The 21,060-nt window shown below is 68.1% G+C and carries 21 protein-coding genes; 15 read left to right on the top strand and 6 right to left on the bottom strand.

Translation table 11 applies throughout. The features are described 5' to 3' along the window. The 4 genes from JQ639_RS35130 to JQ639_RS35115 all read left to right on the top strand — a co-directional run. Nucleotides 1–183: carboxyl transferase domain-containing protein (locus JQ639_RS35130; protein WP_283818107.1), on the top strand; the 183-nt coding region annotated here is incomplete at its 5' end. A 230-nt stretch (nt 184–413) separates the two neighbouring features. Next, nucleotides 414–989, top strand: a complete 576-nt coding sequence (locus JQ639_RS35125) for a class I SAM-dependent methyltransferase (RefSeq protein WP_211971078.1) — start codon at nt 414–416, stop codon at nt 987–989. A 23-nt stretch (nt 990–1,012) separates the two neighbouring features. After that, nucleotides 1,013–1,687 carry a response regulator transcription factor gene (locus JQ639_RS35120; protein WP_211971069.1) on the top strand — a complete coding sequence of 225 codons (675 nt, stop codon included), beginning with the start codon at nt 1,013–1,015 and terminating at the stop codon, nt 1,685–1,687. Further along, nucleotides 1,665–3,041: a sensor histidine kinase gene (locus JQ639_RS35115; RefSeq protein WP_211971068.1), complete on the top strand. Its 1,377-nt coding sequence runs from the start codon at nt 1,665–1,667 to the stop codon at nt 3,039–3,041. The genes JQ639_RS35120 and JQ639_RS35115 overlap by 23 nt, the downstream gene beginning before the upstream one ends. A 69-nt stretch (nt 3,042–3,110) precedes the next feature. Here the strand turns inward: JQ639_RS35115 and JQ639_RS35110 are convergent, their stop codons facing one another. From JQ639_RS35110 to JQ639_RS35100, 3 genes are all read right to left on the bottom strand, one after another. After that, a complete protein-coding gene (locus tag JQ639_RS35110; RefSeq protein ID WP_211971066.1) occupies nt 3,111–3,371 on the bottom strand; it encodes a GCG_CRPN prefix-to-repeats domain-containing protein in 261 nt (86 codons plus the stop codon). A 205-nt stretch (nt 3,372–3,576) separates the two neighbouring features. Continuing rightward, entirely contained in the window at nt 3,577–4,593 is a 1,017-nt protein-coding gene (locus JQ639_RS35105; RefSeq protein ID WP_211971064.1) for an alpha/beta fold hydrolase, read from the bottom strand. Between the two features lie 100 nt (nt 4,594–4,693). Continuing rightward, nucleotides 4,694–4,960, bottom strand: coding sequence for a hypothetical protein (locus JQ639_RS35100; protein WP_211971056.1), 267 nt, complete (start codon nt 4,958–4,960; stop codon nt 4,694–4,696). Nucleotides 4,961–5,275: 315 nt separating this feature from the next. On the opposite strand from JQ639_RS35100, the gene JQ639_RS35095 reads away from it, so the two are divergent. The 9 genes from JQ639_RS35095 to JQ639_RS35055 all read left to right on the top strand — a co-directional run bounded on the left by JQ639_RS35095 (nt 5,276) and on the right by JQ639_RS35055 (nt 16,526). Further along, on the top strand, nt 5,276–6,766 hold the full coding sequence (locus JQ639_RS35095; RefSeq protein ID WP_211971054.1) for an RAD55 family ATPase: 1,491 nt from the start codon (nt 5,276–5,278) through the stop codon (nt 6,764–6,766). Between the two features lie 2 nt (nt 6,767–6,768). Next, a complete protein-coding gene (locus JQ639_RS35090) occupies nt 6,769–7,137 on the top strand; it encodes a response regulator (protein WP_211971053.1) in 369 nt (122 codons plus the stop codon). A gap of 282 nt (nt 7,138–7,419) precedes the next feature. Continuing rightward, nucleotides 7,420–10,908, top strand: a complete 3,489-nt coding sequence (locus JQ639_RS35085) for an indolepyruvate ferredoxin oxidoreductase family protein (protein WP_211971051.1) — start codon at nt 7,420–7,422, stop codon at nt 10,906–10,908. 147 nt (nt 10,909–11,055) lie between these two features. Next, nucleotides 11,056–12,204, top strand: a complete 1,149-nt coding sequence (locus tag JQ639_RS35080; RefSeq protein ID WP_211971049.1) for a thiolase family protein — start codon at nt 11,056–11,058, stop codon at nt 12,202–12,204. Further along, complete coding sequence (locus tag JQ639_RS35075) at nt 12,204–12,596, top strand: Zn-ribbon domain-containing OB-fold protein (RefSeq protein WP_211971047.1); 393 nt, start codon at nt 12,204–12,206, stop codon at nt 12,594–12,596. The genes JQ639_RS35080 and JQ639_RS35075 overlap by 1 nt, the downstream gene beginning before the upstream one ends. A 54-nt stretch (nt 12,597–12,650) precedes the next feature. After that, nucleotides 12,651–13,511 (top strand): MaoC/PaaZ C-terminal domain-containing protein, encoded by an 861-nt coding sequence (locus tag JQ639_RS35070; RefSeq protein ID WP_211971045.1) that lies wholly within the window; start codon nt 12,651–12,653, stop codon nt 13,509–13,511. 15 nt (nt 13,512–13,526) lie between these two features. After that, nucleotides 13,527–14,396 (top strand): SDR family oxidoreductase, encoded by an 870-nt coding sequence (locus JQ639_RS35065; protein WP_211971043.1) that lies wholly within the window; start codon nt 13,527–13,529, stop codon nt 14,394–14,396. Nucleotides 14,397–14,406: 10 nt separating this feature from the next. Continuing rightward, on the top strand, nt 14,407–15,237 hold the full coding sequence (locus JQ639_RS35060) for an NUDIX hydrolase (RefSeq protein WP_211971041.1): 831 nt from the start codon (nt 14,407–14,409) through the stop codon (nt 15,235–15,237). 83 nt (nt 15,238–15,320) lie between these two features. Then, on the top strand, nt 15,321–16,526 hold the full coding sequence (locus JQ639_RS35055) for a CaiB/BaiF CoA transferase family protein (protein ID WP_211971084.1): 1,206 nt from the start codon (nt 15,321–15,323) through the stop codon (nt 16,524–16,526). Between the two features lie 353 nt (nt 16,527–16,879). Here the strand turns inward: JQ639_RS35055 and JQ639_RS35050 are convergent, their stop codons facing one another. The 3 genes from JQ639_RS35050 to JQ639_RS35040 all read right to left on the bottom strand — a co-directional run bounded on the left by JQ639_RS35050 (nt 16,880) and on the right by JQ639_RS35040 (nt 19,243). After that, entirely contained in the window at nt 16,880–17,089 is a 210-nt protein-coding gene (locus tag JQ639_RS35050) for a hypothetical protein (protein WP_211971039.1), read from the bottom strand. A gap of 163 nt (nt 17,090–17,252) precedes the next feature. Then, nucleotides 17,253–17,489 (bottom strand): hypothetical protein, encoded by a 237-nt coding sequence (locus tag JQ639_RS35045; RefSeq protein ID WP_211971037.1) that lies wholly within the window; start codon nt 17,487–17,489, stop codon nt 17,253–17,255. 95 nt (nt 17,490–17,584) lie between these two features. Continuing rightward, complete coding sequence (locus JQ639_RS35040; protein ID WP_249123739.1) at nt 17,585–19,243, bottom strand: MFS transporter; 1,659 nt, start codon at nt 19,241–19,243, stop codon at nt 17,585–17,587. Between the two features lie 650 nt (nt 19,244–19,893). On the opposite strand from JQ639_RS35040, the gene JQ639_RS35035 reads away from it, so the two are divergent. Together JQ639_RS35035 and JQ639_RS35030 are read left to right on the top strand one after the other, a co-directional pair. Next, complete coding sequence (locus JQ639_RS35035) at nt 19,894–20,175, top strand: DUF2273 domain-containing protein (protein WP_249123737.1); 282 nt, start codon at nt 19,894–19,896, stop codon at nt 20,173–20,175. A 149-nt stretch (nt 20,176–20,324) separates the two neighbouring features. Continuing rightward, nucleotides 20,325–20,969: a TonB C-terminal domain-containing protein gene (locus tag JQ639_RS35030; protein WP_211971029.1), complete on the top strand. Its 645-nt coding sequence runs from the start codon at nt 20,325–20,327 to the stop codon at nt 20,967–20,969. Nucleotides 20,970–21,060 lie beyond the last annotated feature (91 nt).

Genomic DNA, 21,060 nt, shown 5'->3' with positions numbered 1-21,060 from the left:
GCCGCGCGCACCAAGGAGTACGAGGACCGCTTCCTGTCGCCGTTCGTCGCCGCCGAGCGCGGCTACATCGACGACGTGATCATGCCGCACTCGACCCGCAAGCGCATCGCCCGGGCTCTCGCCATGCTCAGGGACAAGAAGGTCGAGGTGCCCATGAAGAAGCACGACAACCTGCCGCTGTAGGCCGCCGCACGCGGGGCGTTTCGTTGACGTCGAATCGGGACCGGTCGCTTTTCGCCATCCGCGGATCTCGCCGCCACGTATCGGCGTATGTTCGCAGATGTCGGCCGCTGTCCGGCCGGCGTCCGGGGAGCAGGCCGGCGAACAAAATCGCATCCTGACGCCGCTGACAGGTAGGCGTAACGTTATCTTGTCATCGCAGGGTCATGTAACGCGATGATGAAGGGGCGATGATGCCGACCTCCGACGAATTCCGCTTCCTCAAGGCCTGGCTGGGCGCCCCGCTGCGCACGGCTTCGGTGACCCCGTCCAGCCGCCATCTCGCGGCGCTGATCACCCGGGGGATCGGCCCGCGGACCGGGCCGGTGCTGGAACTCGGCCCCGGCACCGGGGTGTTCACCAGCGCGCTGCTGATGCGCGGCGTCGCCGAGCGCGACATCACGCTGGTGGAAGCCTGCAACGACTTCATCCCGCACCTTGCGGCGCGCTTTCCGAACGCCCGCGTTCTGCACATGGACGCCCGCGGGGTCGGGGAGGCGCTGCGCGACGACGCCGAGCCGCTGGGTGCGGTGGTCAGCGGCCTGCCGCTGCTGTCGATGCCGCCCTGGGTGGTCGTTGCCATCCTGCGCGCCTGCTTCGCGCGGCTGCGGCCGGGCGGGGCGTTCTACCAGTTTACTTACACCGCTCGCTGCCCGGTGCATCCGGTGCTGCTGCGGCGGGTCGGGCTGACCGCGGAGAAGGTCGGCACGACGCTGCGCAACATCCCGCCGGCGTCGGTGTACCGGCTGTCGCGCATCGGCCCGCACTAGCTGCGCGCGGGCGGAGTTGAGACGTGCGCATCCTGCTGGTCGAGGATGAGCCGCAGATGGTGGTGGCGCTGCGCGCCTCGCTGCAGAAGCACGGCATGGTGATGGACCATGTCGGCACGCTCGCCGACGCCGACCTGGTGGTCGGCGACGCCGCCTACGATGCCATCCTGCTCGACCGCCAGCTGCCCGACGGCGACGGCCTGGCGCTGATCGGCCGCATCCGCGCCCGTGGCCTCGCCGTGCCGGTGATCGTGCTGACCGCGAAGGGCCAGGTGCCGGAGCGCATCGCGGGCCTGGAGACGGGCGCCGACGACTACCTCGGCAAGCCGTTCGTATTCGACGAGCTGCTGGCGCGGCTGCGCGCCGTGCTGCGGCGCGTCGGGCCGATCCAGGCGCCGGCGGTCCGCGTCGGCCGTCTCAGCTTCGACCTCGGCCATCGCGATGTCCGGGTCGACGGCGCGCGCCTCGACATGCCGCGCCGCGAGATGCTGGTGCTGGAATGCCTGGTGCGCCGCGCCGGGCGCATGGTGCCGCGGCCGGCGCTGATGGAGGCGGTGTTCGGCTTCGACGACGAGGTGCAGTCGAACGCGCTCGATTCCCATGTGTCGCGGCTGCGCCGCAAGCTCGCCGACACACAGTCCGGCGTCGTCATCAATGTCATCCGCGGGGTGGGCTATGTCCTCCGCGAGCAATCGTGACCCCGCCAGCCGCAAGGCGTCGCTGAAGCGGCTGCTGTTCTGGCGCCTGCTGGCGGTGCAGTCGGTGGTGCTGATCGCGGTGATCGCGGTGCTGTTCGCCTCCGGTCATCTCTTCGACTTCAACTCGACCGACAGCACCATCGAGACGCTGCGCGGCGCGGTGGTGCGCGAGCCCGGCGGAGGCTGGCGTCTGGCCGAGACCGACGGCCTGCGGGCGTTGCGGCGCGATCGCGACTTCTGGTTCACCGCGCGCGACCGCGACGGCCGCCAGGTGACGGAGGGGCAGGTGCCGCCGGAATACGACGGCGTCGGCGCGGCGCTCGACCGTGTCGGCCAGGCACGGCTCGGCTGGAATATCGGCGATCCCGATCGCCCGGTCGCGCGCATGCGCTGGGCCCACACTGCCGCGGGCCGGCTGCAGTTCGTCACCGGCACGAGTTCGGCGACGTCGCCCTATCTCATGCTGCTCGGTGTGTCGCTGATCCTGATCAAGCTGGTGCTGCCGATCCTTGCGGTGATGGCGCTCGGCGCGCTGGTGGCGACGCCGCTGGTGGTGCGCCGCTCGCTCGCCGGCGTCGAGCGCGCCGCCTGTGAGGCCCACGCCATCGACAGCGCGCGGCGCGGCAGCCGCCTGACCGCCACCGATGTGCCGGCGGAGGTCGCGCCGCTGGTGCTGGCGGTCAACGGCGCGCTCGGCCGCCTCGACGAGGGCTATGAGCGCCAGGAGCGTTTTCTCGTCGATGCCGCACACGAGCTGCGCACGCCGATCGCGATCCTCAATGCCCGTATCGCGGCGCTGCCGCACAGCGGCATCCGCGATCATCTGATGGAAGACACGACGCGCCTCGTCGTGCTGACCGAGCAGATGCTGGACGTGCAGCGCCTGCATCAGGGGGCGCGCGCCTTCGTCGCGATCGATCTCGTCGCGCTGTCGCGCCGGGTTGCGCTCGACATGGGGCCGCTGGCGTTCGCCGCCGGCTACGAAGTGCGCTTCGAGGCGCAATGCGCGGCCGCGTTCGTGCGCGGCGACGCCATGGCGCTGGAGCGCGCGCTGACCAATCTCGTGCAGAATGCCATCGACCATGGCGGGCGCCGGGGCACCATCACGCTGACCGTCGGGCCGGGATTCGCCGAAGTCGGCGACGAAGGGCCGGGCATCCCGGTGGAACTGCGGGCACACATCTTCGCGCCGTTCTTCAAGCAGCGCGCCAACGGCCGCGGCGCGGGGCTCGGCCTCAATCTGGTGAGCGATGTCATGCGCATGCATGACGGTGACGTCGTCCTTGTCGAGCGCGCCATCGGCATCGCTTTCCGCCTGATGCTGCCAGCGGTTCCGGCATCAGCCGGCGTGTGACGGCCTGAAACGACGAAGGGCTTCGCCGTGTGGCGAAGCCCTGGAACAGTCTGCTCCGATCGCGCCGAATCACATCGGACGGCAGCGGCCGTGGCGCCAGAAGAAGCCGGGAGGGCAGCGACGCGGCATTGGACGCACGATGACCGGGCGCTCATAGCGGTTCGGGCGGCAGCGGCCGTAGGGGCCCGGATGGAAGCCCGGGCCGCAGCCGCCGGCGACCTGGATGACGTCGGGGTTCGCGCCACCCGCGGGGGCAGCCGGCATCGCATTGGCAACGCTCGAGCCGGCAAGCAGGCCCGCCGCAAACGCAGCAGCAACAAGTATCTTCATGATGTTGTCCTTCGTTCCGTGTCCGCCAATGCCGCGGCCTGACAAGACTGCCAAAGCACCGGTGGAGAATAAAGCAAATAAATTGCGGCGCATTTCGTTCAGATTAACGCAGGGATTTTTTGTCGCACGTTGCGATTTTTCTACGCGGTTGCGTTCATGTCAGTGAATGCTAGTTCAGGTCCGCTGCATCGCGCCGCGCTGACGATCAGGGCGCGGCGAGGAACGGCAGCAGTGCGGCGTTGAATGCGCTCTCCGCTTCGAGGAAGACGAGATGGCCGACGCCGGGGATCACATCGATTTTCGCGTTCGGCATTTGCGCGGCGAAGGCGCGGGCGAGATCAGCATTGTGTCCCATTTTGTCTCGCAGCGCGTCCGGCGCATTGGCGCGGCCCGGCGCGTTGTGGTCGTTTTCGCCCATCACGAACAGGGTCGGCCGGGTGATCAGCGCAATTTCGTGTGCCACCGGCTCGCGGTAGATCATCTGTGCCGAGCTGACGAAGGCGCGCAGCCAGCGCGCGTAGTCGGCGGCGCCCTTGATGTTGAAGCGGGCATCGATGAACGGCGTGATCGCGTCGGGCGGCAGCGTCAGCGCATAGTTGGTGACGAGCTGCTGGCGGTAGCCGTCGGCGGTCAGCTTGTCCTCGGCTTCCAGGATCTTCTCCGTCGGGGTCGGCGGCACGTAGAGGCGATAGTCCTCGAGACCAATCGGGGCCACCAGCGCGAGACGATGCACGCGGTCGGGATAGGCGCGGGCGATGCGCACGCCGAGCATGCCGCCGAGCGAGTGCGCCACGACATCGACGTCATGCAGTTGCAGATGGTCGAGCAGGGCGATGGTGTTGCGCGCCAGCTGGTCGAAATGCAGATCGAAGGTCGGCTTGGACGATTTGCCGAAGCCGATCTGGTCGGGGACGAGGACGCGATAGCCGGCGGTGCTCAGCATGCGGATCACCGGCGCCCAGTAGCTCGATGGAAAGTTGCGGCCGTGCAGCAGCAGCACCGTGCGGCCGTTCGGCGCGGTGGGAGCGACATCCATGTAAGCCATGCGCACCTGCTCGCCTTCGTTCACCAGCGGCAGCATCTGAACGGGATAGGGATAGGCGAAGCCTTCGAGGCCGATGCCATAGGGCTCGCGCGCCGCTGGCGCCGCGCGAGCCTGCTCGTCGGCGCGCGCCGGAAGCGCGAGCAGCAGGAGACTAAGGACAATGGACGGGATTTTCATGCGCGGGCTCCGGATCGGCGATGGCGGCCCGCTATAGCAGGGAAGAGACCGCGCCCGGCATCACATGCTGGTCAGCGGTCTTGCTGTCCCGGCGTCGAGATCAGTGCAGCGAGTTGTCCTCGCGCGGCGCCAGATGGGCGGTGTCGTAGCCCTGGCCCGGTGGAGCCGCCGCGGCGCCACCGGGCGGATGGCGGGCGTCCCAGTGCTCGACGACCGTCACGGCCGACAGGACAATCGACAGCGCGAACATCAGGCCGAGGCCGATCATCGCCTTCGTCATCTTGGCCCTGTTCCGTTCGCCATAGGGATGCATGGGCCGTATTCGCTGGTCCGCCAGATCGGGACGGGTCATCATGTCCTCGTCCATCGTTTTCCTCCATGGATGGGGGCGCGTTGACGGGACAACCCCGTTTGCGCGGTCACGTTCCCGTCGGGTACCTGTCGGTTCCGCCCGGAAAACATTTTTCGGAACTTTGAAGTCACTCAGGTGTTTCAGCTTTTTCGTGCCGATCCGATGGCTGAACGGCAGGTGGGAACTCGGCGCCGAGCGGCAGTGTCTGGGCGGCAGCGTCTGGTGGGGACGTTCGGGATCGAACCGGCCGGGACTTGACGTCCTCCGCTCGCGGCGGACGCGCAGCCGAAGCCATCGGCGAGATCGGGGATAGCGAGGGGCCATGACGGCATGACTACTCACAATGATCGGCTTCCGACCGGCGTTCCCGGTCTCGACGCGGTGTTGGGCGGAGGCGTTTTCGACGGCGGCATCTACATCATCCAAGGCGCGCCAGGCGCCGGCAAGACCATCCTCGGCAACCAGATCTGTTTCGCCCACGCGGCCGCAGGCCGGCGCGCGCTCTACATGACGCTGCTGGCCGAGAGCCATTCGCGCATGCTCGGCCACATGCAGCGCATGAGCTTCTTCGACGAGACGGCGATCCCGGACCGCGTCTCGTTCATCGGCGCGTTCAAGATTCTCGACGACGACGGACTACGCGGCCTGCTCGACGTCATCCGGCGCGAAGTGCGGGGACGCCAGATCCGTACGCTGGTGCTCGACGGCCTGATCACCGTGCACGAGAAGGCGTCCTCCGATCTCGAGCTGAAGAAGTTCATTCATGAACTGCAGGCGCAGGCGGCATTCACCGACTGCACCATGTTCTTGCTGACCAGCGCCTTCGACCACCAGAAGTACCCGCCCGAGCACACCATGGTCGACGGCCTCGTCGAGCTGCAGACCTCGCTGCACGGCCGCCGCGCCGAGCGCGAACTGCAGGTGCACAAGCTGCGCGGTGGCTGGTTCATGGGCGGGCGGCACTCCTACCGTATCACCGAGGCCGGTGTCGCCGCGTTCCCGCGGATCGAGGCGCTGCTGGAGACACCGAGCGTGTGGGACCGCGCCGAGGGCCCGAAGGTGTCCACCGGCATCGCCGGCCTCGACCGCATGTTCGGCGGTGGCGTCGACCAGCATTCAGTCACGGTGGTGATGGGGCCGGCCGGCAGCGGCAAGACCACGGCTGGCCTCCAGTTCCTGCTCGGCGGGCCTCCCGACGAGCCGGCGATCCATTTCGGCTTTCATGAGAACCCGATGGCGCTGACCGTCAAGGCGAAGGCCCTTCGGCTGCCGATCGACGCCCACAAGGACAGCGTGCGGCTGCTGTGGCGGCCGCAGACCGAGGCGATCCTCGACGAGGTGGCGCAGGAACTGCTGGGTGCGATCCGGCAGAGCGGCGCGCGGCGCCTGGTCATCGACGGCATCGAAGGCTTCGCCAAGCTCACCGACGAGCGCAAGCGCGTCACCGCTTTTTTGTCGGCGCTGTGCAACGAGCTGCGGGCACGCGGTGTTACAACATTGGCGACGACGGAAACCGACCATGTCGGCGTCATCCCGGGACAACCGCTCGCCGGCGTCGCGCCGACCGGACTGTCGCCCGTGGCCGAAAACATCATTGCGCTGCGGCTCGCGCCGCTGCGCTCGGAAACCCACCGCCTGATGACCGCGCTCAAGGCGCGGGACAGCCGGACGGACATGCGGATGCGGCGTTTCGAGATTGTCGAGGGCGGCATCGTGCTGGATGAGGACAATAGCCGCGCGGAGCGTATTCTGCGGGACATCGGCCTGCAGAATGGCGGTTCGCAGCCGCCCCTGGTGGATCCGCGCGTGGCCGGAGAGTGATTGTGAAGACGGTGCTGGTCGTCGAGGACGAGTGGGCTATCGCGGACTGGCTCGAGGTCCTGCTGAGCGAGCGCGGCTATCATGTGCTCGCCGCCAGCAACGGCCGCCAGGCCCTCGACATCCTGCATCACGAGAAGCCCGATCTCGTCCTGACCGACTTCATGATGCCGTTCGTGGACGGCGCCAGCCTCGTGACGGCCATGGCCGGGGATGTCCGCACCCGCGATATCCCGGTGGTGGTGATGACCTCGCTGCTGGAAAGCGCTGTGGAGGAGCGGGTGTCGGGCCACCGCGCGGTGCTGCGCAAGCCGTTCCGCGAGATCGAGCTGTTTCGCGTCCTGGATGCGATCCTGCCCGGCGCGGCGAGCTGACGGCCCGGTATCGGCCGGCACGAACTTTCTGTCGGCAGGGACGGGGGCGAGCGACACAACCGGCAATTGGCGCAACGGCGGGCGGAACGAAATTGCGTTTATTTCCCAAGGGGGAAGGGGGAACGGATTCTTGATGCGGGCAAGGTCGAAAGCGACATAGACTGGTTCTAATCAGGGAGTCGGCGGGCCGGTCATGCGCCCGTGCGGCGATTGCGGTTGGTGCGTTTCCCGGCGGGGCGGACGCATGCAAACGGCCACGAAGAGCCAGAAAGAACGCTTGCGATGGGAATCAATCAAGGATCGATCAGCCTCGACCAGAAGTATACGCAAGGGTCCGGGCACGTCTTTCTCACGGGCATTCAGGCGCTGGTCCGCCTGCCGATGGCGCAGATCCGCCGCGACCGTGCCCAGGGGCTCAACACCTCCGCCTTCATTTCCGGCTACCGCGGCTCGCCGCTCGGCGGCTATGACCAGCAGTTGATGGCCGCAAAGGCGCATCTCGAGCGCTACAACATCAAGTTTCAGCCCGGTGTGAACGAGGATCTCGCGGCCACCGCGGTGTGGGGCTCGCAGCAGCTCCACCTCTCGCCCGGCGCCAACTACGACGGCGTGTTCGGCATCTGGTACGGCAAGGGCCCGGGCGTCGATCGCTGCGGCGACGTCTTCCGCCATGGCAATGCGGCGGGGTCGGCGAAGAACGGCGGCGTGTTGTGCCTCGCCGGCGACGACCACGGCGCCAAGTCCTCCACCGTGCCGCACCAGTCGGACCATGCCTTCATCTCCGCGCTGATGCCCTATCTCTACCCCTCGAGCATCCACGAGATGATCGAGATGGGCCTGCTCGGCATCGCGATGTCGCGCTATTCCGGCTGCTGGGTCGGCATGAAGGTGATCACCGAGACGGTGGAGACCACCGCCGAGATCGATCTCACCGACGAAATGACGCCGTTCATCATTCCGCCGGACTTCGTGCTGCCGCCGGACGGGCTTAACCTGCGCTGGCCTGACGATCGCTACGCCCAGGACCGCCGCCTGCAGGACTACAAGGGCTTTGCCGCGATCGCGTTCGCGCGCGCCAACCGCATCAACCGCGTCACCATGGACTCGCCGAACGCCCGCTACGGCATCATGGCGTCGGGCAAGAGCTATGAGGACGTCCGCCAGGCGCTGCGAGAGCTCGGCATCACGCCGGAGGTGGCGGCAAAGATCGGCCTGCGCCTCTACAAGATCGGCATGCCCTGGCCGCTGGAGCCGCAGGGCGTGCGCGAGTTCGCCGTCGGCCTCGAGGAAATCCTCGTCGTCGAGGAGCGCCGCGAGATCGTGGAGAACCAGGTCAAGCAGGAGCTGTTCAACTGGCGCGACGACGTGCGCCCGCGCATCGTCGGCAAGATGGACCACCACGACAAGCGCTTCCTGTCGTTCTCCGAAGAGCTCAGCGTCGCCACCATCGCGACCTCGCTCGCCGAGCGGCTTCTGACGCTCGATCTCAATCCCGAGATCGTCGCGATGCTGCGCGCCAAAGCCGACTGGTTCAACGGCCGCCAGGCGTCGCAGGTGCAGGCGGTCGCGCCGATCACCCGTACGCCGTATTTCTGTTCGGGCTGTCCGCACAACACCTCGACCAAGGTGCCCGAGGGCAGCCGCGCCATGGCCGGCATCGGCTGTCACTTCATGTCGCTGTGGATGGACCGCAACACCGAGACCTTCACCCAGATGGGCGGCGAGGGCGTGCCGTGGGTCGGCATCGCGCCGTTCACGCAGGAGAAGCACATCTTCGCCAATCTCGGCGACGGCACCTATTTCCACTCGGGCAGTCTCGCGATCCGCCAGGCGGTGGCCTCGAAAGCCAACATCACCTTCAAGGTGCTGTACAACGACGCTGTCGCCATGACCGGCGGCCAGCGCCATGACGGCGACCTGTCGCCGCAGCAGATCACATTCCAGCTCCATGCCGAAGGCGTGCGCAACATCTACCTCGTCTCGGAAAACCCGGACGCCTATCCGGCCGGCACCATCGCACCGGAGACGAAGCTCGCGCATCGCGACGAGCTCGACAACGTCATGCGCACGCTGCGCGAGACGCCGGGCTGCTCGGCCATCGTGTTCGTGCAGACCTGCGCCGCCGAGAAGCGCCGCCGCCGCAAGCGTGGCACGCTGGAGGATCCGCCGAAGCGCGTCATGATCAATTCGGCGGTGTGCGAGGGCTGCGGCGACTGCTCGGTGCAGTCCAACTGCATCTCCGTCGAGCCGCTGGAGACGGCGATGGGGCGCAAGCGCACCATCAACCAGTCGAGCTGCAACAAGGATTTCTCCTGCCTCAAGGGCTTCTGCCCGTCGTTCGTCACCGTCAATGGCGGCCAGCTGCGCAAGCGCGCGCCGGTCGACCTCGGCGCGATCGGCGAGCTGCCGCCGGCCGCTTCGCTGCAGCCGCTCGACAAGCCCTACAACATCGCCGTCGGCGGCGTCGGCGGCACCGGCGTCCTCACCATCGGCGCGCTGCTCGGGATGGCCGCTCATATCGAGGGCAAGGCCAGCATGATCCTCGACATGTCGGGCCTGGCGCAGAAGGGCGGCGCGGTGCTCAGCCATGTCCGTATCTCGCAGAACCCGCAGGACGTGACATGCTCGCGCATCGTCACCGGCACCGCCGACCTGCTGATCGCCGCCGACGAGGTCGTGGCGATCGCCAAGGAGACGATCTCGCTGTGCGAGAGCGGGCGCACCCACGGCATCATCAACACCCACCTGATCCCGATCGCCGACTTCATCCGCAATCGCGACTTCGACTTCCAGCGCCGCAAGGTCAACCGCGTGCTGGAGACCGCGCTGCGCGCGGACTCGGTGTTCCTCGACTTCACCCATGCGGCCGAGGGTCTGCTCGGCGACTCCATCGCCACCAACGTGATGATGCTGGGCTTCGCCTATCAGCAGGGGCTGCTGCCGGTGACGGCGGAGGCGATCGCCCAGGCGATCGAGCTCAACGGCGTGTCGGTGAAGATGAACACGCTGGCGTTCGCGCTGGGGCGTCTGGCGGCGGTCGATCCGGCGCGCCTCAAGGCGATGCTCAAGGATGACGTCGCGCCGCCGAAGACCCTCGACCAGATGTCGCTCGCCGAAGTCGTCGAGCACCGCGGCAAGCATCTGCAGGGCTACCAGAACGCCCGTCTCGCGGCGCGCTACCGCAAGCTGGTCGATCGCGTCAGGGCCGCGGCCGAGCAGGGCGGCTATGGTGAAGAACTGCCGCGCGCGGCGGCGGTCAACTACGCCAAGCTGCTCGCCTACAAGGACGAGTACGAGGTGGCGCGGCTGTTCACCGACGGCAGCTTCGAACAGAGCGTGCGCGAGCAGTTCGAGGGCGACTTCACCCTCAACTTCCATCTCGCGCCGCCGGTGCTCGGCGGCGAGAAGGATCCGCTGGGCCGGCCGCGCAAGCGCGCGTTCGGGCCGTCGACCATGCGCCTGTTCCGCGTGCTGGCGATGCTGCGCGGCCTGCGCGGCACGCCGCTCGACATCTTCGGCTATTCGGCCGAGCGGCGCATGGAGCGCGATCTCATCACCTCCTACGAAAGCGACGTCGACGAGACGCTGGCGCGCCTGTCGCCGCAGACGCTGGCCACCGCCATCGAGCTGCTGTCGCTGCCCGATCGCATCCGCGGCTACGGCCCGGTGAAGGACAAGGCGGTGACCGAGGCGGCCGCGCGCCGCGAGCAGCTGCGCAAGGACCTCGTCGATCCGCCGCCGCAGGTCGAACCGCAGCTGGCGGCGGAGTAGCTCAGCCAAAATCGCATGCGGCTATGCCCGCTTCCGTTTCGTCCCGCGCCATTTCGCGGGGCGGAATGGAGCGGGCTCATCGCGCTTGCCAATCCCTTTGTCGCGGTTCACAAAAACGAACAGAAGTTCGCAGCGACGGAGCGAGGCGTGAGCATTCGAGGCAAGGCGTACATCGCCGGCATTTATGAACATCCGACGCGACACGCGCCGGACAAGTCGACGGCGCAGCTGCACGCCGAGGTTGCCAAGGGCGCGCTGGAAGATGCCGGGCTGTCCGTCGCCGATGTCGACGGCTACTTCTGCGCCGGCGATGCGCCGGGCGGTGCCTGGCCGATGGTCGACTATCTCGGCCTCAAGGTGCGCCACATCGATTCCACCGAGACCGGCGGCTGCTCTTACATCATCCATCTCGGTCATGCGGCCGAGGCGATCGCCGCCGGCAAGTGTTCGGTCGCGCTGATCACGCTCGCCGGCAAGCCGCGCACCGGGCCGCTGCCGCCGCGCGCCGCCGGCGCCGAGGCCGATTTCGAGGCGGCCTATGCCGCGACCACCCACAACGCCTACGCGATGTGCGCGCTGCGCCACATGCACCAGTACGGCACCACCAGCGAGCAGCTCGCCTGGATCAAGGTCGCCGCGTCCCACCACGCCCAGTACAACCCGCACGCGATGCTCAGGGACGTCGTGACGGTCGAGGACGTGCTGAACTCGCCGCTGATTGCCGACCCGCTGCACCGCATGGACTGCTGCGTGGTGACCGACGGCGGCGGTGCGCTGATCGTCACCACCGAGGACATCGCCAAAAGCCTCAGGAAGCCGCTGGTGCGGATGATCGGCCATGGCGAAGCGATGAAGGGGCCGCGCGGCGGCCGGGATCTCGATCTGACATACTCCGCCGGCGTGTGGTCCGGCCCGCGCGCCTTCGCCGAGGCCGGTATCACGCCGCAGGACATCAAGTACGCCTCGATCTACGACAGCTTCACCATCACCGTGCTGATGCAGCTCGAGGACCTCGGCTTCTGCAGGAAGGGCGAGGGCGGCAAGTTCGTCGCCGACGGCAACCTGATCTCGGGCGTCGGCAAGCTGCCGTTCAACACCGATGGCGGCGGCCTGTGCAGCAACCATCCGGTCAACCGCGGCGGCATGACCAAGATTATCGAGGCGGTGCGCCAGCTGCGCGGCGAGGCCCATCCCAAGGTGCAGGTGCCGAACTGCGATCTCGCCATCGCCCATGGCACCGGCGGCCTGCTCGGCGTGCGCCATGCCGCCTCGACCGCCATTCTGGAGCGCGTGTGATGAGCGAAGCCAAGACTTATCCGAAGCCGCAGGGCAATCCCGAGAGCCAGCCGTTCTGGGACGCCGCCGCGCAAGGCAAATTCCTGATCAAGCGCTGCAAGGCCTGCGGCGAGGCGCATTATTTCCCGCGCGCGATCTGCCCGTTCTGCTTCTCCGACGACACCGTGTGGGAGGAGAGCGCGGGTGAAGGCGAGATCTATACCTTCAGCATCATGCGCAAGTCGCCGACCGGGCCCTATGCCATCGGCTACGTGACGCTCAAGGAAGGCCCGTCGCTGCTGACCAATTTTGTCGACTGCGACTTCAAGGACCTGAAAATCGGGACCCGGGTCAGGGTGGTGTTCAAGCCGACCGAGGGCGCGCCGCTGCCGTTCTTCACGCCGATCCCCTGACTTTCCTGCAAAGTGGCCGACCGCAACAAGGCCACGCCATCAGAGAGAAACGCCATGCCGATCCAGTATCCCGAGATTCTTCAGTTGAAGCGGGAGGGCGAACGGTACGCCTGGAGCGACCGCGAGGTGATGCTCTACGCCTATGGCATCGGCATGGGCGCCGATCCCATGGACGAGCGCGAGCTGCGCTTCGTCAACGAGGCGGCGTATACGGCGCGGCCGCTCAAGGTGGTGCCGACCTTCGCGTCGGTCGCGGCATGGGGCGCTTCGCCCGGCGACCTCGGCATCAACCGCCTGCTGGTGGTCGACGGCGAGCGCGACATCACCTTCCACAAGCCGCTGCCGGTGAACGCGGAGATCACCGCGGATTCCCGCGTCGTCGCCGTCTACGACAAGGGCAGGGACAAGGGCGCGGTGATCACGCGCGAGACGGTGCTCAGGGATGCCGGCGGCGATGAGCTCGCGACCCTCGTCAGCTCGACTTTCGCCCGCGGCGATGGCGGCTTCGGCGGTCCATCCGATGGCCAGCCGGCGCCGCACGCGATGCCGCAGCGCGCGCCGGACCGCTCCATCGACATCACCACCCGGCCGGACCAGGCGCTGGTCTACCGCCTGTGCGGCGACCGCAATCCGCTGCACAGCGATCCCGAGTTCGCTCGCCGCGCCGGTTTCCCGCGGCCGATCCTGCACGGCATGTGCACCTACGGCCTGACCTGCCGCGCCGTGCTGCAGACCTATGCCGACTACGATCCCGCCGCGTTCCGCCGCCATGCGGTGCGGTTCTCCGCGCCGGTGTTTCCGGGCGAGACGGTGAGCGTGGATCTGTGGAAGGATGGCGATGTCGTGTCGTTCGAAGCCCGCGTCAAGGCGCGCGACGTCACCGTGATCAAGAGCGGCATGACCGTACTGGGCTGACGACAGGAGAACGCCATGGGATTGCTGGACGGCAAGGTCGCGATCATCACCGGCGCCGGCGGCGGCCTCGGCGAAGCCTATGCCAAACTGTTCGCGCGCGAGGGCGCGGCCGTCGTCGTCAACGACCTCGGCGGCCCGCGCGACGGCAGCGGCGCGGACCGCTCGATGGCGCAGACGGTGGTCGACGCCATCATCGCTGAAGGCGGCCGCGCGGTCGCCAATGGCGCCGATATTTCCACCATGGCCGGCGGCCAGGCGGTGTTCGACGACGCGATCAGGCATTTCGGCCGCGCCGACATTCTCGTCAACAACGCCGGCATCCTGCGCGATGTTTCCTTCGCCAAGATCACCGAGGACGCCTGGGACAAGGTCATCCAGGTCCATCTCAAGGGCACGTTCTGCGTCACGCTGCCGGTGTTCCGCTGGATGAAGGACAATGGCGGTGGCGTCATCGTCAACACCTCGTCGACATCGGGCCTGATCGGCAATTTCGGCCAGAGCAACTACGGCGCCGCCAAGGGCGGCATCTTCGGCTTCTCCAATGTGCTCGCCATCGAAGGCCGCAAGTCCAATATCCGCATCTGGACGCTGGCGCCGGGCGCGCTGACGCGCATGACCGCGGACCTGCCGCGCTATATCGAGAACCCCGGCGCGGCCTTCAACCCCGACCAGATCGCGCCGGCGGTGCTGTACATGGTCAGCCCGCTGTCGGGCGACCAGACCGGCAAGATTCTTGGCGTGTCCGGGCCGCGCGGCGTGCGCGAGATGAAAATGCTGGAGATGCCGGGCTGGAAGCCGAGCGGCGCGTGGCGGGCGGAAGACATCGCCGCCCATGCCGGCGAGATCTTCTTTTCCGATGACGCCCTGGCCGCGCGCCGGTTCTGAGAGGGACACTATGACAGCCGACAAGCCACTCGACGACGCGGCCGCCGCCAAGGCCGGCGTGTCGCCCGCGCGCCTCGCATCCACCATGCTGCTGCTGCGCGAGGGTGCGGCCGGCATGGAGATCTTCATGGTGGTGCGCCATCACGAGATCGATTTCGCCTCGGGCGCGCTTGTGTTCCCCGGCGGCAGCGTCGAGCCCGGCGACCGCGATATTGCCGGCCGGCCGGAGCTGTGGTCGGGCGGCGACGGCATCGATCCGGACCTGCTCGCGCTGCGCATCGGCGGCGTGCGCGAGACCTTCGAGGAGTGCGGCGTGCTGCTGGCGCGGCCGAAAGGCTCGCAGGCGCTGATCGGCGCGGAGCGCCTGCGTGTGCTCGACGCCGCGCGCGGTGATATCGAGGCGGGCAAATTGTCGTTCGCCGATCTCGTCGCCGGTGAAAATCTCGTGCTCGCGCTCGACCTGCTGGTGCCGTTCGCCCACTGGATCACGCCGACGCGCATGCCCAAGCGCTTCGACACCCATTTCTTCCTCGCCGTGGCCCCGGCCGATCAGGTCGCGGTGCATGACGGCAAGGAGGCGGTGGATTCGGTGTGGATCGGGCCGCGGCAGTCGCTCGACGAGGCGAAGTCCGGTCGCTTCAAGATCCTGTTTCCGACCGAGCGCAACCTCATCAAGCTGGCGCGCAGCCAAACCGCCGCGGAGGCGCTGGCGCGCGCCCGCAGCGAGCCTGTGGTCACCGTGATGCCGGAAATGACCAAGGGCGAGGGCGGCCAGCGCCAGCTCCGCATCCCCAAGGATGCCGGCTACGACGGCGAGGTATTCGACGTCAGCTTCGGATGAGCACGACGTCCTGAACGACGACGGGCGCCGGGAGCCGCAATGAACCGGTGGCACTGATGACAACGAGGGAGGAACGCGCGGCGATGGACAAGGACCTGTTCGCGGGGCTCAAGGTGATCGATTGCGCGAGTTACATTGCCGCGCCGGCCGCGGCGACGGTGCTGTCGGATTTCGGCGCCGATGTCGTCAAGGTCGAGCCGCCAGGCGAGGGCGACACCTATCGCAACCTTTACCAGGCGCCGGGCTATCCGGTCAGTCCGCACAACTATCCGTGGATGCTGGAGAACCGCAACAAGCGCGGAATCGCGCTCGACCTCAAGTCGCCCGAAGGCCTCGCCGTGCTGCTGCGCCTCGTCGACCAGGCCGATGTCTTCATCACCAATATGCCGCTGCCGGTGCGCCGCCGTCTCGGCATCCGCTTCGAGGACATCGGCCCGCGCAATCCGCGGCTGATCTATGCCTCGTTCACCGCCTATGGCGAGACCGGCGCGGAGGCCGAGAAGACCGGCTTCGATTCCACCGCCTACTGGGCGCGCAGCGGCCTGATGGACAACGTCAAGCCGTCGTCGGATGCGCCGCCGGCGCGCTCGCTGCCCGGCATGGGCGATCATCCCAGCGCCATGGCGCTGTACAGCGCCATCGTCACCGCGCTCTATCGGCGGGACCGCACCGGCAAGGGCGGACAGGTGACGTCGTCGCTGATCGCCAACGGGCTGTGGGCCAACGGCGTCTATGTCCAGGCGCAGCTGTGCCACGCCAACGTCATCCCGCGCCCGCCGCGCGACCAGCTGCCGAACGCGTGCACCAACATGTACCGCAGCCGCGACGGCCGCTGGCTGACGCTGTCGGTGCTCAACGAGGCGCGGCAGTTCGAGCCGCTGCTGACGGCGCTTGGCCGCCGCGACATTCTCGACGATCCGCGCTTCGCCACGCTGGAGCTGCGGCGCGCCAATTCGCCGGCGCTGATCGCGGTGTTCGACGAGACCTTCGCCGGCCGCGATCTCGCCGAGTGGCGCAAGCGGCTCGACGCCGAGGGCATCACCTTCGGCGTCACCGGCACGCTCGACGACATCGACGACGACCAGCAGATGCGCGACGCCGATGCACTCGTGCCCTATGGCGACAGCGGCATGCTGACGGTCAATAGCCCGTTCGCCATCGACGGCCTGACCAAGGTGCCGACGCGCCCGGCGCCGACGCTCGGCCAGCACAGCGACGAGATCCTGCGCGAGCTCGGCTACGGCGCCGATGACATCGCGCGGCTGCGCGCGAGCAAAGCGGTTGCGTGATGGGTTCGCGCTGGCGACGGATGCACTTCTCGTCCTGAGTGTCCGACCGAAATGTCAGGCTGAGAGCAAATCAAGGCGTTCCGTCCTTCTCTGTCGTGGCCGGGCTTGTCCCGGCCACCTCGCTTAGGGGCGCAGTGCCTTCCTTGTCGGGGTCGCCGGGACAAGCCCGGCGACGACAAACGTTAAGGTCAGTACCTTTTTCGCTCAGGCTCTGAGGAGCCGGTACAGCGGGCGTCTCGAAGGACGAGGCCAAGGTTTCGGCCCCATGGTGCGAGACGCATGGCTGCACCATGCGCCTCACCATGAGGGACAACGGCACCAGGGTGGCGAGACGTTGCGCTCCCTGTCCGCGCCTAATCCTTCAGCGTATATTTCTTGCGGAGCTCGGCGGCGACCTGGTCTGCGAGTTGCTGGGCGTAGGGCGCGCGCTTGGGCGCGGTAATCACGGTGGCCCGCCAGCCGAGCAGCGGGTCCTTGCGCACGGAGACGAACACGCCGCCGAGCGCAATGCGGTCCCCGATCATCGCCTCGAGCTCGGCGTCGGTCTTGGTTTCCTTGGCCATGGCTGCAGTCCCGGCACGGTGAGGCGGCGGCAGCTGTCGATCACGAAATCCCATGGAATCGCAAAAGCCTGCCGAACGTCTGCCTCACTATTGAGCAGCATATCCGTTGCCCCGTGGGGTCACAGCTGCGTGAAGCGAAGCGTGCGCGGGGCGGCGCGCGGCCTCAGCCGGCGCGGGCGTACTGGGCGCTGAGGTGATCGCCGATCTGCACCAGCCTGGCGACGCAGTCGGCGTAACCCGGCGCATCCTCGGCCTCGGTGGTCGCGGCGGTCCGGAACTCCCAGCGGTCGCCGCTGGAGATCACCGAAATGTTGAGGCCGTCCGGGTGGAAGCCGTGGTCGCCGAGCTCGGCGATGGCGATCGCGATCAGTTCGGCGTCAGTCTTCGTCGGCTTATCCATGACCCCAATCCTGTTTCCGGATCACCTTGGGAGCTGCGCCCGGCAATGAATGCCGGCCGGCTCCGGTTCCATTGTGCCAGCCATGCGCTGGTTCGTCACGCCCCGCTGGTGACATTGGTCTGCACCGGCAGCACCTCGGCGGGGGCGCGGTCGGGGGTCTCGTCCTTCCAGCGCACCGAGCCGAACGGTCGTTCCAGCATGCGGCGGACGAACACCGGATCGGGGCCAAGGTGGAAGTCCGACGCCTGCTGGAACAGCGCCCGCTCGGACGCGGTGGTGCGGTTGCGCTGCCGCAGGAAGTCGTTCCAGGTCGGGCAGTGATAGCGCTCGGTCCACAGTTCCGGATCGGCGAGATCGCGGGCGATCGACCAGCCATAGGCGCCGTTGCGCTGGCGGCCGAGTTGCACCGCCTGCATCACGCTGAAGAACTCGCGGGCGCGCTCCTGGTCGACGCGGTACTCGATCTCGATGACGATCGGGCCGCTGCGCGCGGTGATCGCCAGCGCCACCTCCGGATCGGCGAGGGGATCGACCGGCTGGTCGTCGCGGCCGCCGGCGGTCGGCATGCGCAGCCACAGCCCGAGCAGCGGCGAGGCGAACATCAGCCCCGCCGAGATCAGCAGCGCATGGTTGGTCGAGAGCGCATCGGCGACATGGCCCCAGCCCCAGCTGCCGATGGCGACGCCGCCGGAGATCGCCGCCTGGAAGGTCGCGAGCGCGCGGCCGGCGACCCAGCGCGGCGCCGACAGCTGGATGGCGACGTTGAACAGGGTGATCGACAGCGTCCAGCCGGCGCCGGCGATGACCAGCGCTGCGGCGGTCAGCACCGGGGTGCGGCTCAGCGCGACGATGCCGATGCCGATCCCCATGGTCAGCAGGCAGATGCGCACGCCGGCCTCGCTGCTGAACAGCCGCCGCATGGTGCCGACATTGAGGGCGCCGACCACCGCGCCCATGCCGAATGCGCCGAGCATGATGCCGAAGGTCTGGGCGCCGCCGCCGAGGATGTCGCGGGCGATCAGCGCCATCAGCGCCAGGATCGAGCTGCCGCCGATGCCGGTGACCAGCGTGCGCCACAGCACGATGCGCAGCGACGGCGAGTGGACGATGTAGCGCACGCCCGAGACGATGGCGCGGCCCAGCCGCTCCGGCGGCAGCCGCGACGGCTCGGTGACGCGCCGCCACATGAAGAACACCGCCATCAGCGGCAGGTACAGCAGCGCGTTGCAGATGAAGGTCGCGACCGCGCCGGCGGTCGCGACGATGACGCCGCCGAGGGCGGGGCCGAAGCTGCGAGCGATGTTGTAGCTGATGCCGTTGAGGGCGACCGCGGCGGGCAGGGTGTCGGGCGGCACCTGTTCGCTCACGGAGGCCTGCCACGACGGCCCGAACAGCGCCATGCCGCAGCCGATCAGGAAGGTGAAGACCAGGATGATCTGCGGCGTCAGCAGGCCGAGCCAGGCCAGCACCGACAGCGTCGTGGCGCTGGTGGCGCCGAGCGCCAGCGCCGAGAGGCCGATGATGCGGCGGTCGAACATGTCGGCGATCGCGCCGGCGGTGACCGACAGCAGCATCACCGGAAACATCAGCGCGCTCTGCACCAGCGCGACCATGTCGGCCGACGACGTCATCTGGGTCATCGCCCAGGCGGCGCCGACACCATGAATCATCAGGCCGAGATTGGAGAGAAGGCTCGCGAGCCAGATCCGGCGGAACAGGGCGATGCGCAGCGGGGCGCCGATACCGTGGAGCAACCAGTCTTCCTTTCCGGGCAGACCGGTCGGGCGATGCGCCGCGTCGCGGTCGTGACGCCTGCCGACATGTCGCCCGGTGCCGATGAGGGTGACAGAATCACCGGCGACCCGCCCCCAAGCCGGCAAAACTATCCATGTTTGCTCATGGCATCACAAGATCGCAGTCCCGCTGCGGTGCGGCGGCCGGCGTTGCGCACGGTCATCAAGCCGCTGTGCACCAGCGGTCGGAGCGATGCACCGGAGTGTTGCCGCTGATGTCTGAATGTCGCGATTTTGCAGACCCTTGCGGATTATTCACGCGACGGGCTCCGCAGGAATGGCATATGCGTTATGGTGTCGCAGGGGGCGCCGAAGCGCTGCGGGCCGGATTCGATGGAAATCCGGAGCCAGCCGCGCGGACGGCCCCCGGAGCGTCCGGCATCTTGCGCGAGCCTGCGCGTGAACCGGCCGGCCGCCGCGACCATTGACGGGATGTGTGTCCGCTGGCGCGGGATGCCGCACCGGCGAGGAAAGTTTGGTGAGACGATGGACCAGCCGTTGAACCCGGCCAAGGAACCCGGCAGGCAGGCCGCGCGCTCCGGCGACGGCCGCAGATCACGCGGCGGGCTCCTGTCGCCCCCACCACCGTGTCGCCGGCGCAATCGTCCGTCATGAGCGATCCGAAGCCCGATGGCGATAATCCGGCCGCTCAGGCGGCCGGTTCCAACGTTGGTCACAAGGTTGGTCCCAACATCGCTCCGAAGGCCGCTTCCAAAGCGGCTGGGAAGGCCGGCGACAACCGGCGCGGGGCGCTGATCGGGCTGCTGATCGCCGCCGTACTGCTGGTGGTCGGCCTGTGGCTCACCCGCGAGCTGACACGGATGAGCCGCCTGCAGGACTGCGTGATGTCCGGGCGGACCAACTGCGACACCATCGACCTGCCGTCACAGTGACGGTTGCCACCTTGACGCGGCGGACTTGTTGCCGACCGCCGATCCGTGCTTGAACGCCGGCCGGGATTGACGGCGGCGGCAGCGTGATCGGCGGCATCGTGCCATGGACGGGTCTGGCAATCGCGGGCGGGTGGCGTCGCACGCGCGCGGTGCTGCTCGTGTTGGCGATCGCCACCGCGATCATGTCCTTGCGAACGATCGCCGCAGCGCCCGCGACCGTCACCTATGACATTCCCGCCGGTGATCTCGATGCGGCACTCAACGCCTATATCGATGTCAGCGGCATGCAGGTGCTGTACGAGACGCGGCTGACGGCGGGACGCCGCTCCGGCGCCGTGACCGGGCGGTTGCCGCCGGACGTGGCGCTGCGCATGCTGCTCGCCGGCAGCGGCCTCGTCGCCCGCCGCGTCGAGGTCGAGACCTTCAGCATCACGCTCGCGCCTGCAGTCGCCGGGGACAGCGCGGCCGCGCCGGTCGCGCGCAACCGTCCCTTCGTCGGCGCGTTGCAGGCGAAGGTCATCGAGAGCCTGTGCCGCGATGCACGGACGCGGCCTGGAGACTATCGCATCGTGTTCGAGCTGTGGATCGCGCCGGACGGCACGCTGGCGCGCAATGCGCTGGTCGGCTCCACGGGCAGCGCCGAGCGCGATGAGGCGCTGCGCCGTGCGCTGCAGGGGATCGCGGTCCGTGTCGTGCCGCCAGCCGACCTGCCGCAGCCGGTGATCGTCGCCATTGCGCCGCGGCCGATGGCTGCGACCAGCGACTGCCGGCCGACGCTGTCCGGGTCACAGTAGTCAATCTGTCATGTAATCTCGCTAGACAGGCCGCTGCCGAGCTGCCGTCAGCAGATCGTCACAATAGGCTGCGGCCGTGATCGTCCCGTGC

Source organism: Bradyrhizobium sp. U87765 SZCCT0048 (assembly GCF_018131225.1).
Lineage (GTDB): Bacteria > Pseudomonadota > Alphaproteobacteria > Rhizobiales > Xanthobacteraceae > Bradyrhizobium_A.
This window is presented reverse-complemented; position numbering and strand designations above follow the sequence as displayed.

Bases quoted from the DNA above. Each gene is read 5' to 3' on its own strand.
- JQ639_RS35110 (WP_211971066.1), bottom strand. From the start codon at position 3,371: ATGAAGATACTTGTTGCTGCTGCGTTTGCGGCGGGCCTGCTTGCCGGC.
- JQ639_RS35070 (WP_211971045.1), top strand. From the start codon at position 12,651: ATGCCGATCCAGTATCCCGAGATTCTTCAGTTGAAGCGGGAGGGCGAA.
- JQ639_RS35065 (WP_211971043.1), top strand. From the start codon at position 13,527: ATGGGATTGCTGGACGGCAAGGTCGCGATCATCACCGGCGCCGGCGGC.
- JQ639_RS35095 (WP_211971054.1), top strand. From the start codon at position 5,276: ATGACTACTCACAATGATCGGCTTCCGACCGGCGTTCCCGGTCTCGAC.
- JQ639_RS35035 (WP_249123737.1), top strand. From the start codon at position 19,894: ATGAGCGATCCGAAGCCCGATGGCGATAATCCGGCCGCTCAGGCGGCC.
- JQ639_RS35050 (WP_211971039.1), bottom strand. From the start codon at position 17,089: ATGGCCAAGGAAACCAAGACCGACGCCGAGCTCGAGGCGATGATCGGG.
- JQ639_RS35045 (WP_211971037.1), bottom strand. From the start codon at position 17,489: ATGGATAAGCCGACGAAGACTGACGCCGAACTGATCGCGATCGCCATC.
- JQ639_RS35100 (WP_211971056.1), bottom strand. From the start codon at position 4,960: ATGGACGAGGACATGATGACCCGTCCCGATCTGGCGGACCAGCGAATA.
- JQ639_RS35060 (WP_211971041.1), top strand. From the start codon at position 14,407: ATGACAGCCGACAAGCCACTCGACGACGCGGCCGCCGCCAAGGCCGGC.
- JQ639_RS35075 (WP_211971047.1), top strand. From the start codon at position 12,204: ATGAGCGAAGCCAAGACTTATCCGAAGCCGCAGGGCAATCCCGAGAGC.
- JQ639_RS35055 (WP_211971084.1), top strand. From the start codon at position 15,321: ATGGACAAGGACCTGTTCGCGGGGCTCAAGGTGATCGATTGCGCGAGT.
- JQ639_RS35105 (WP_211971064.1), bottom strand. From the start codon at position 4,593: ATGAAAATCCCGTCCATTGTCCTTAGTCTCCTGCTGCTCGCGCTTCCG.
- JQ639_RS35125 (WP_211971078.1), top strand. From the start codon at position 414: ATGCCGACCTCCGACGAATTCCGCTTCCTCAAGGCCTGGCTGGGCGCC.
- JQ639_RS35115 (WP_211971068.1), top strand. From the start codon at position 1,665: ATGTCCTCCGCGAGCAATCGTGACCCCGCCAGCCGCAAGGCGTCGCTG.
- JQ639_RS35085 (WP_211971051.1), top strand. From the start codon at position 7,420: ATGGGAATCAATCAAGGATCGATCAGCCTCGACCAGAAGTATACGCAA.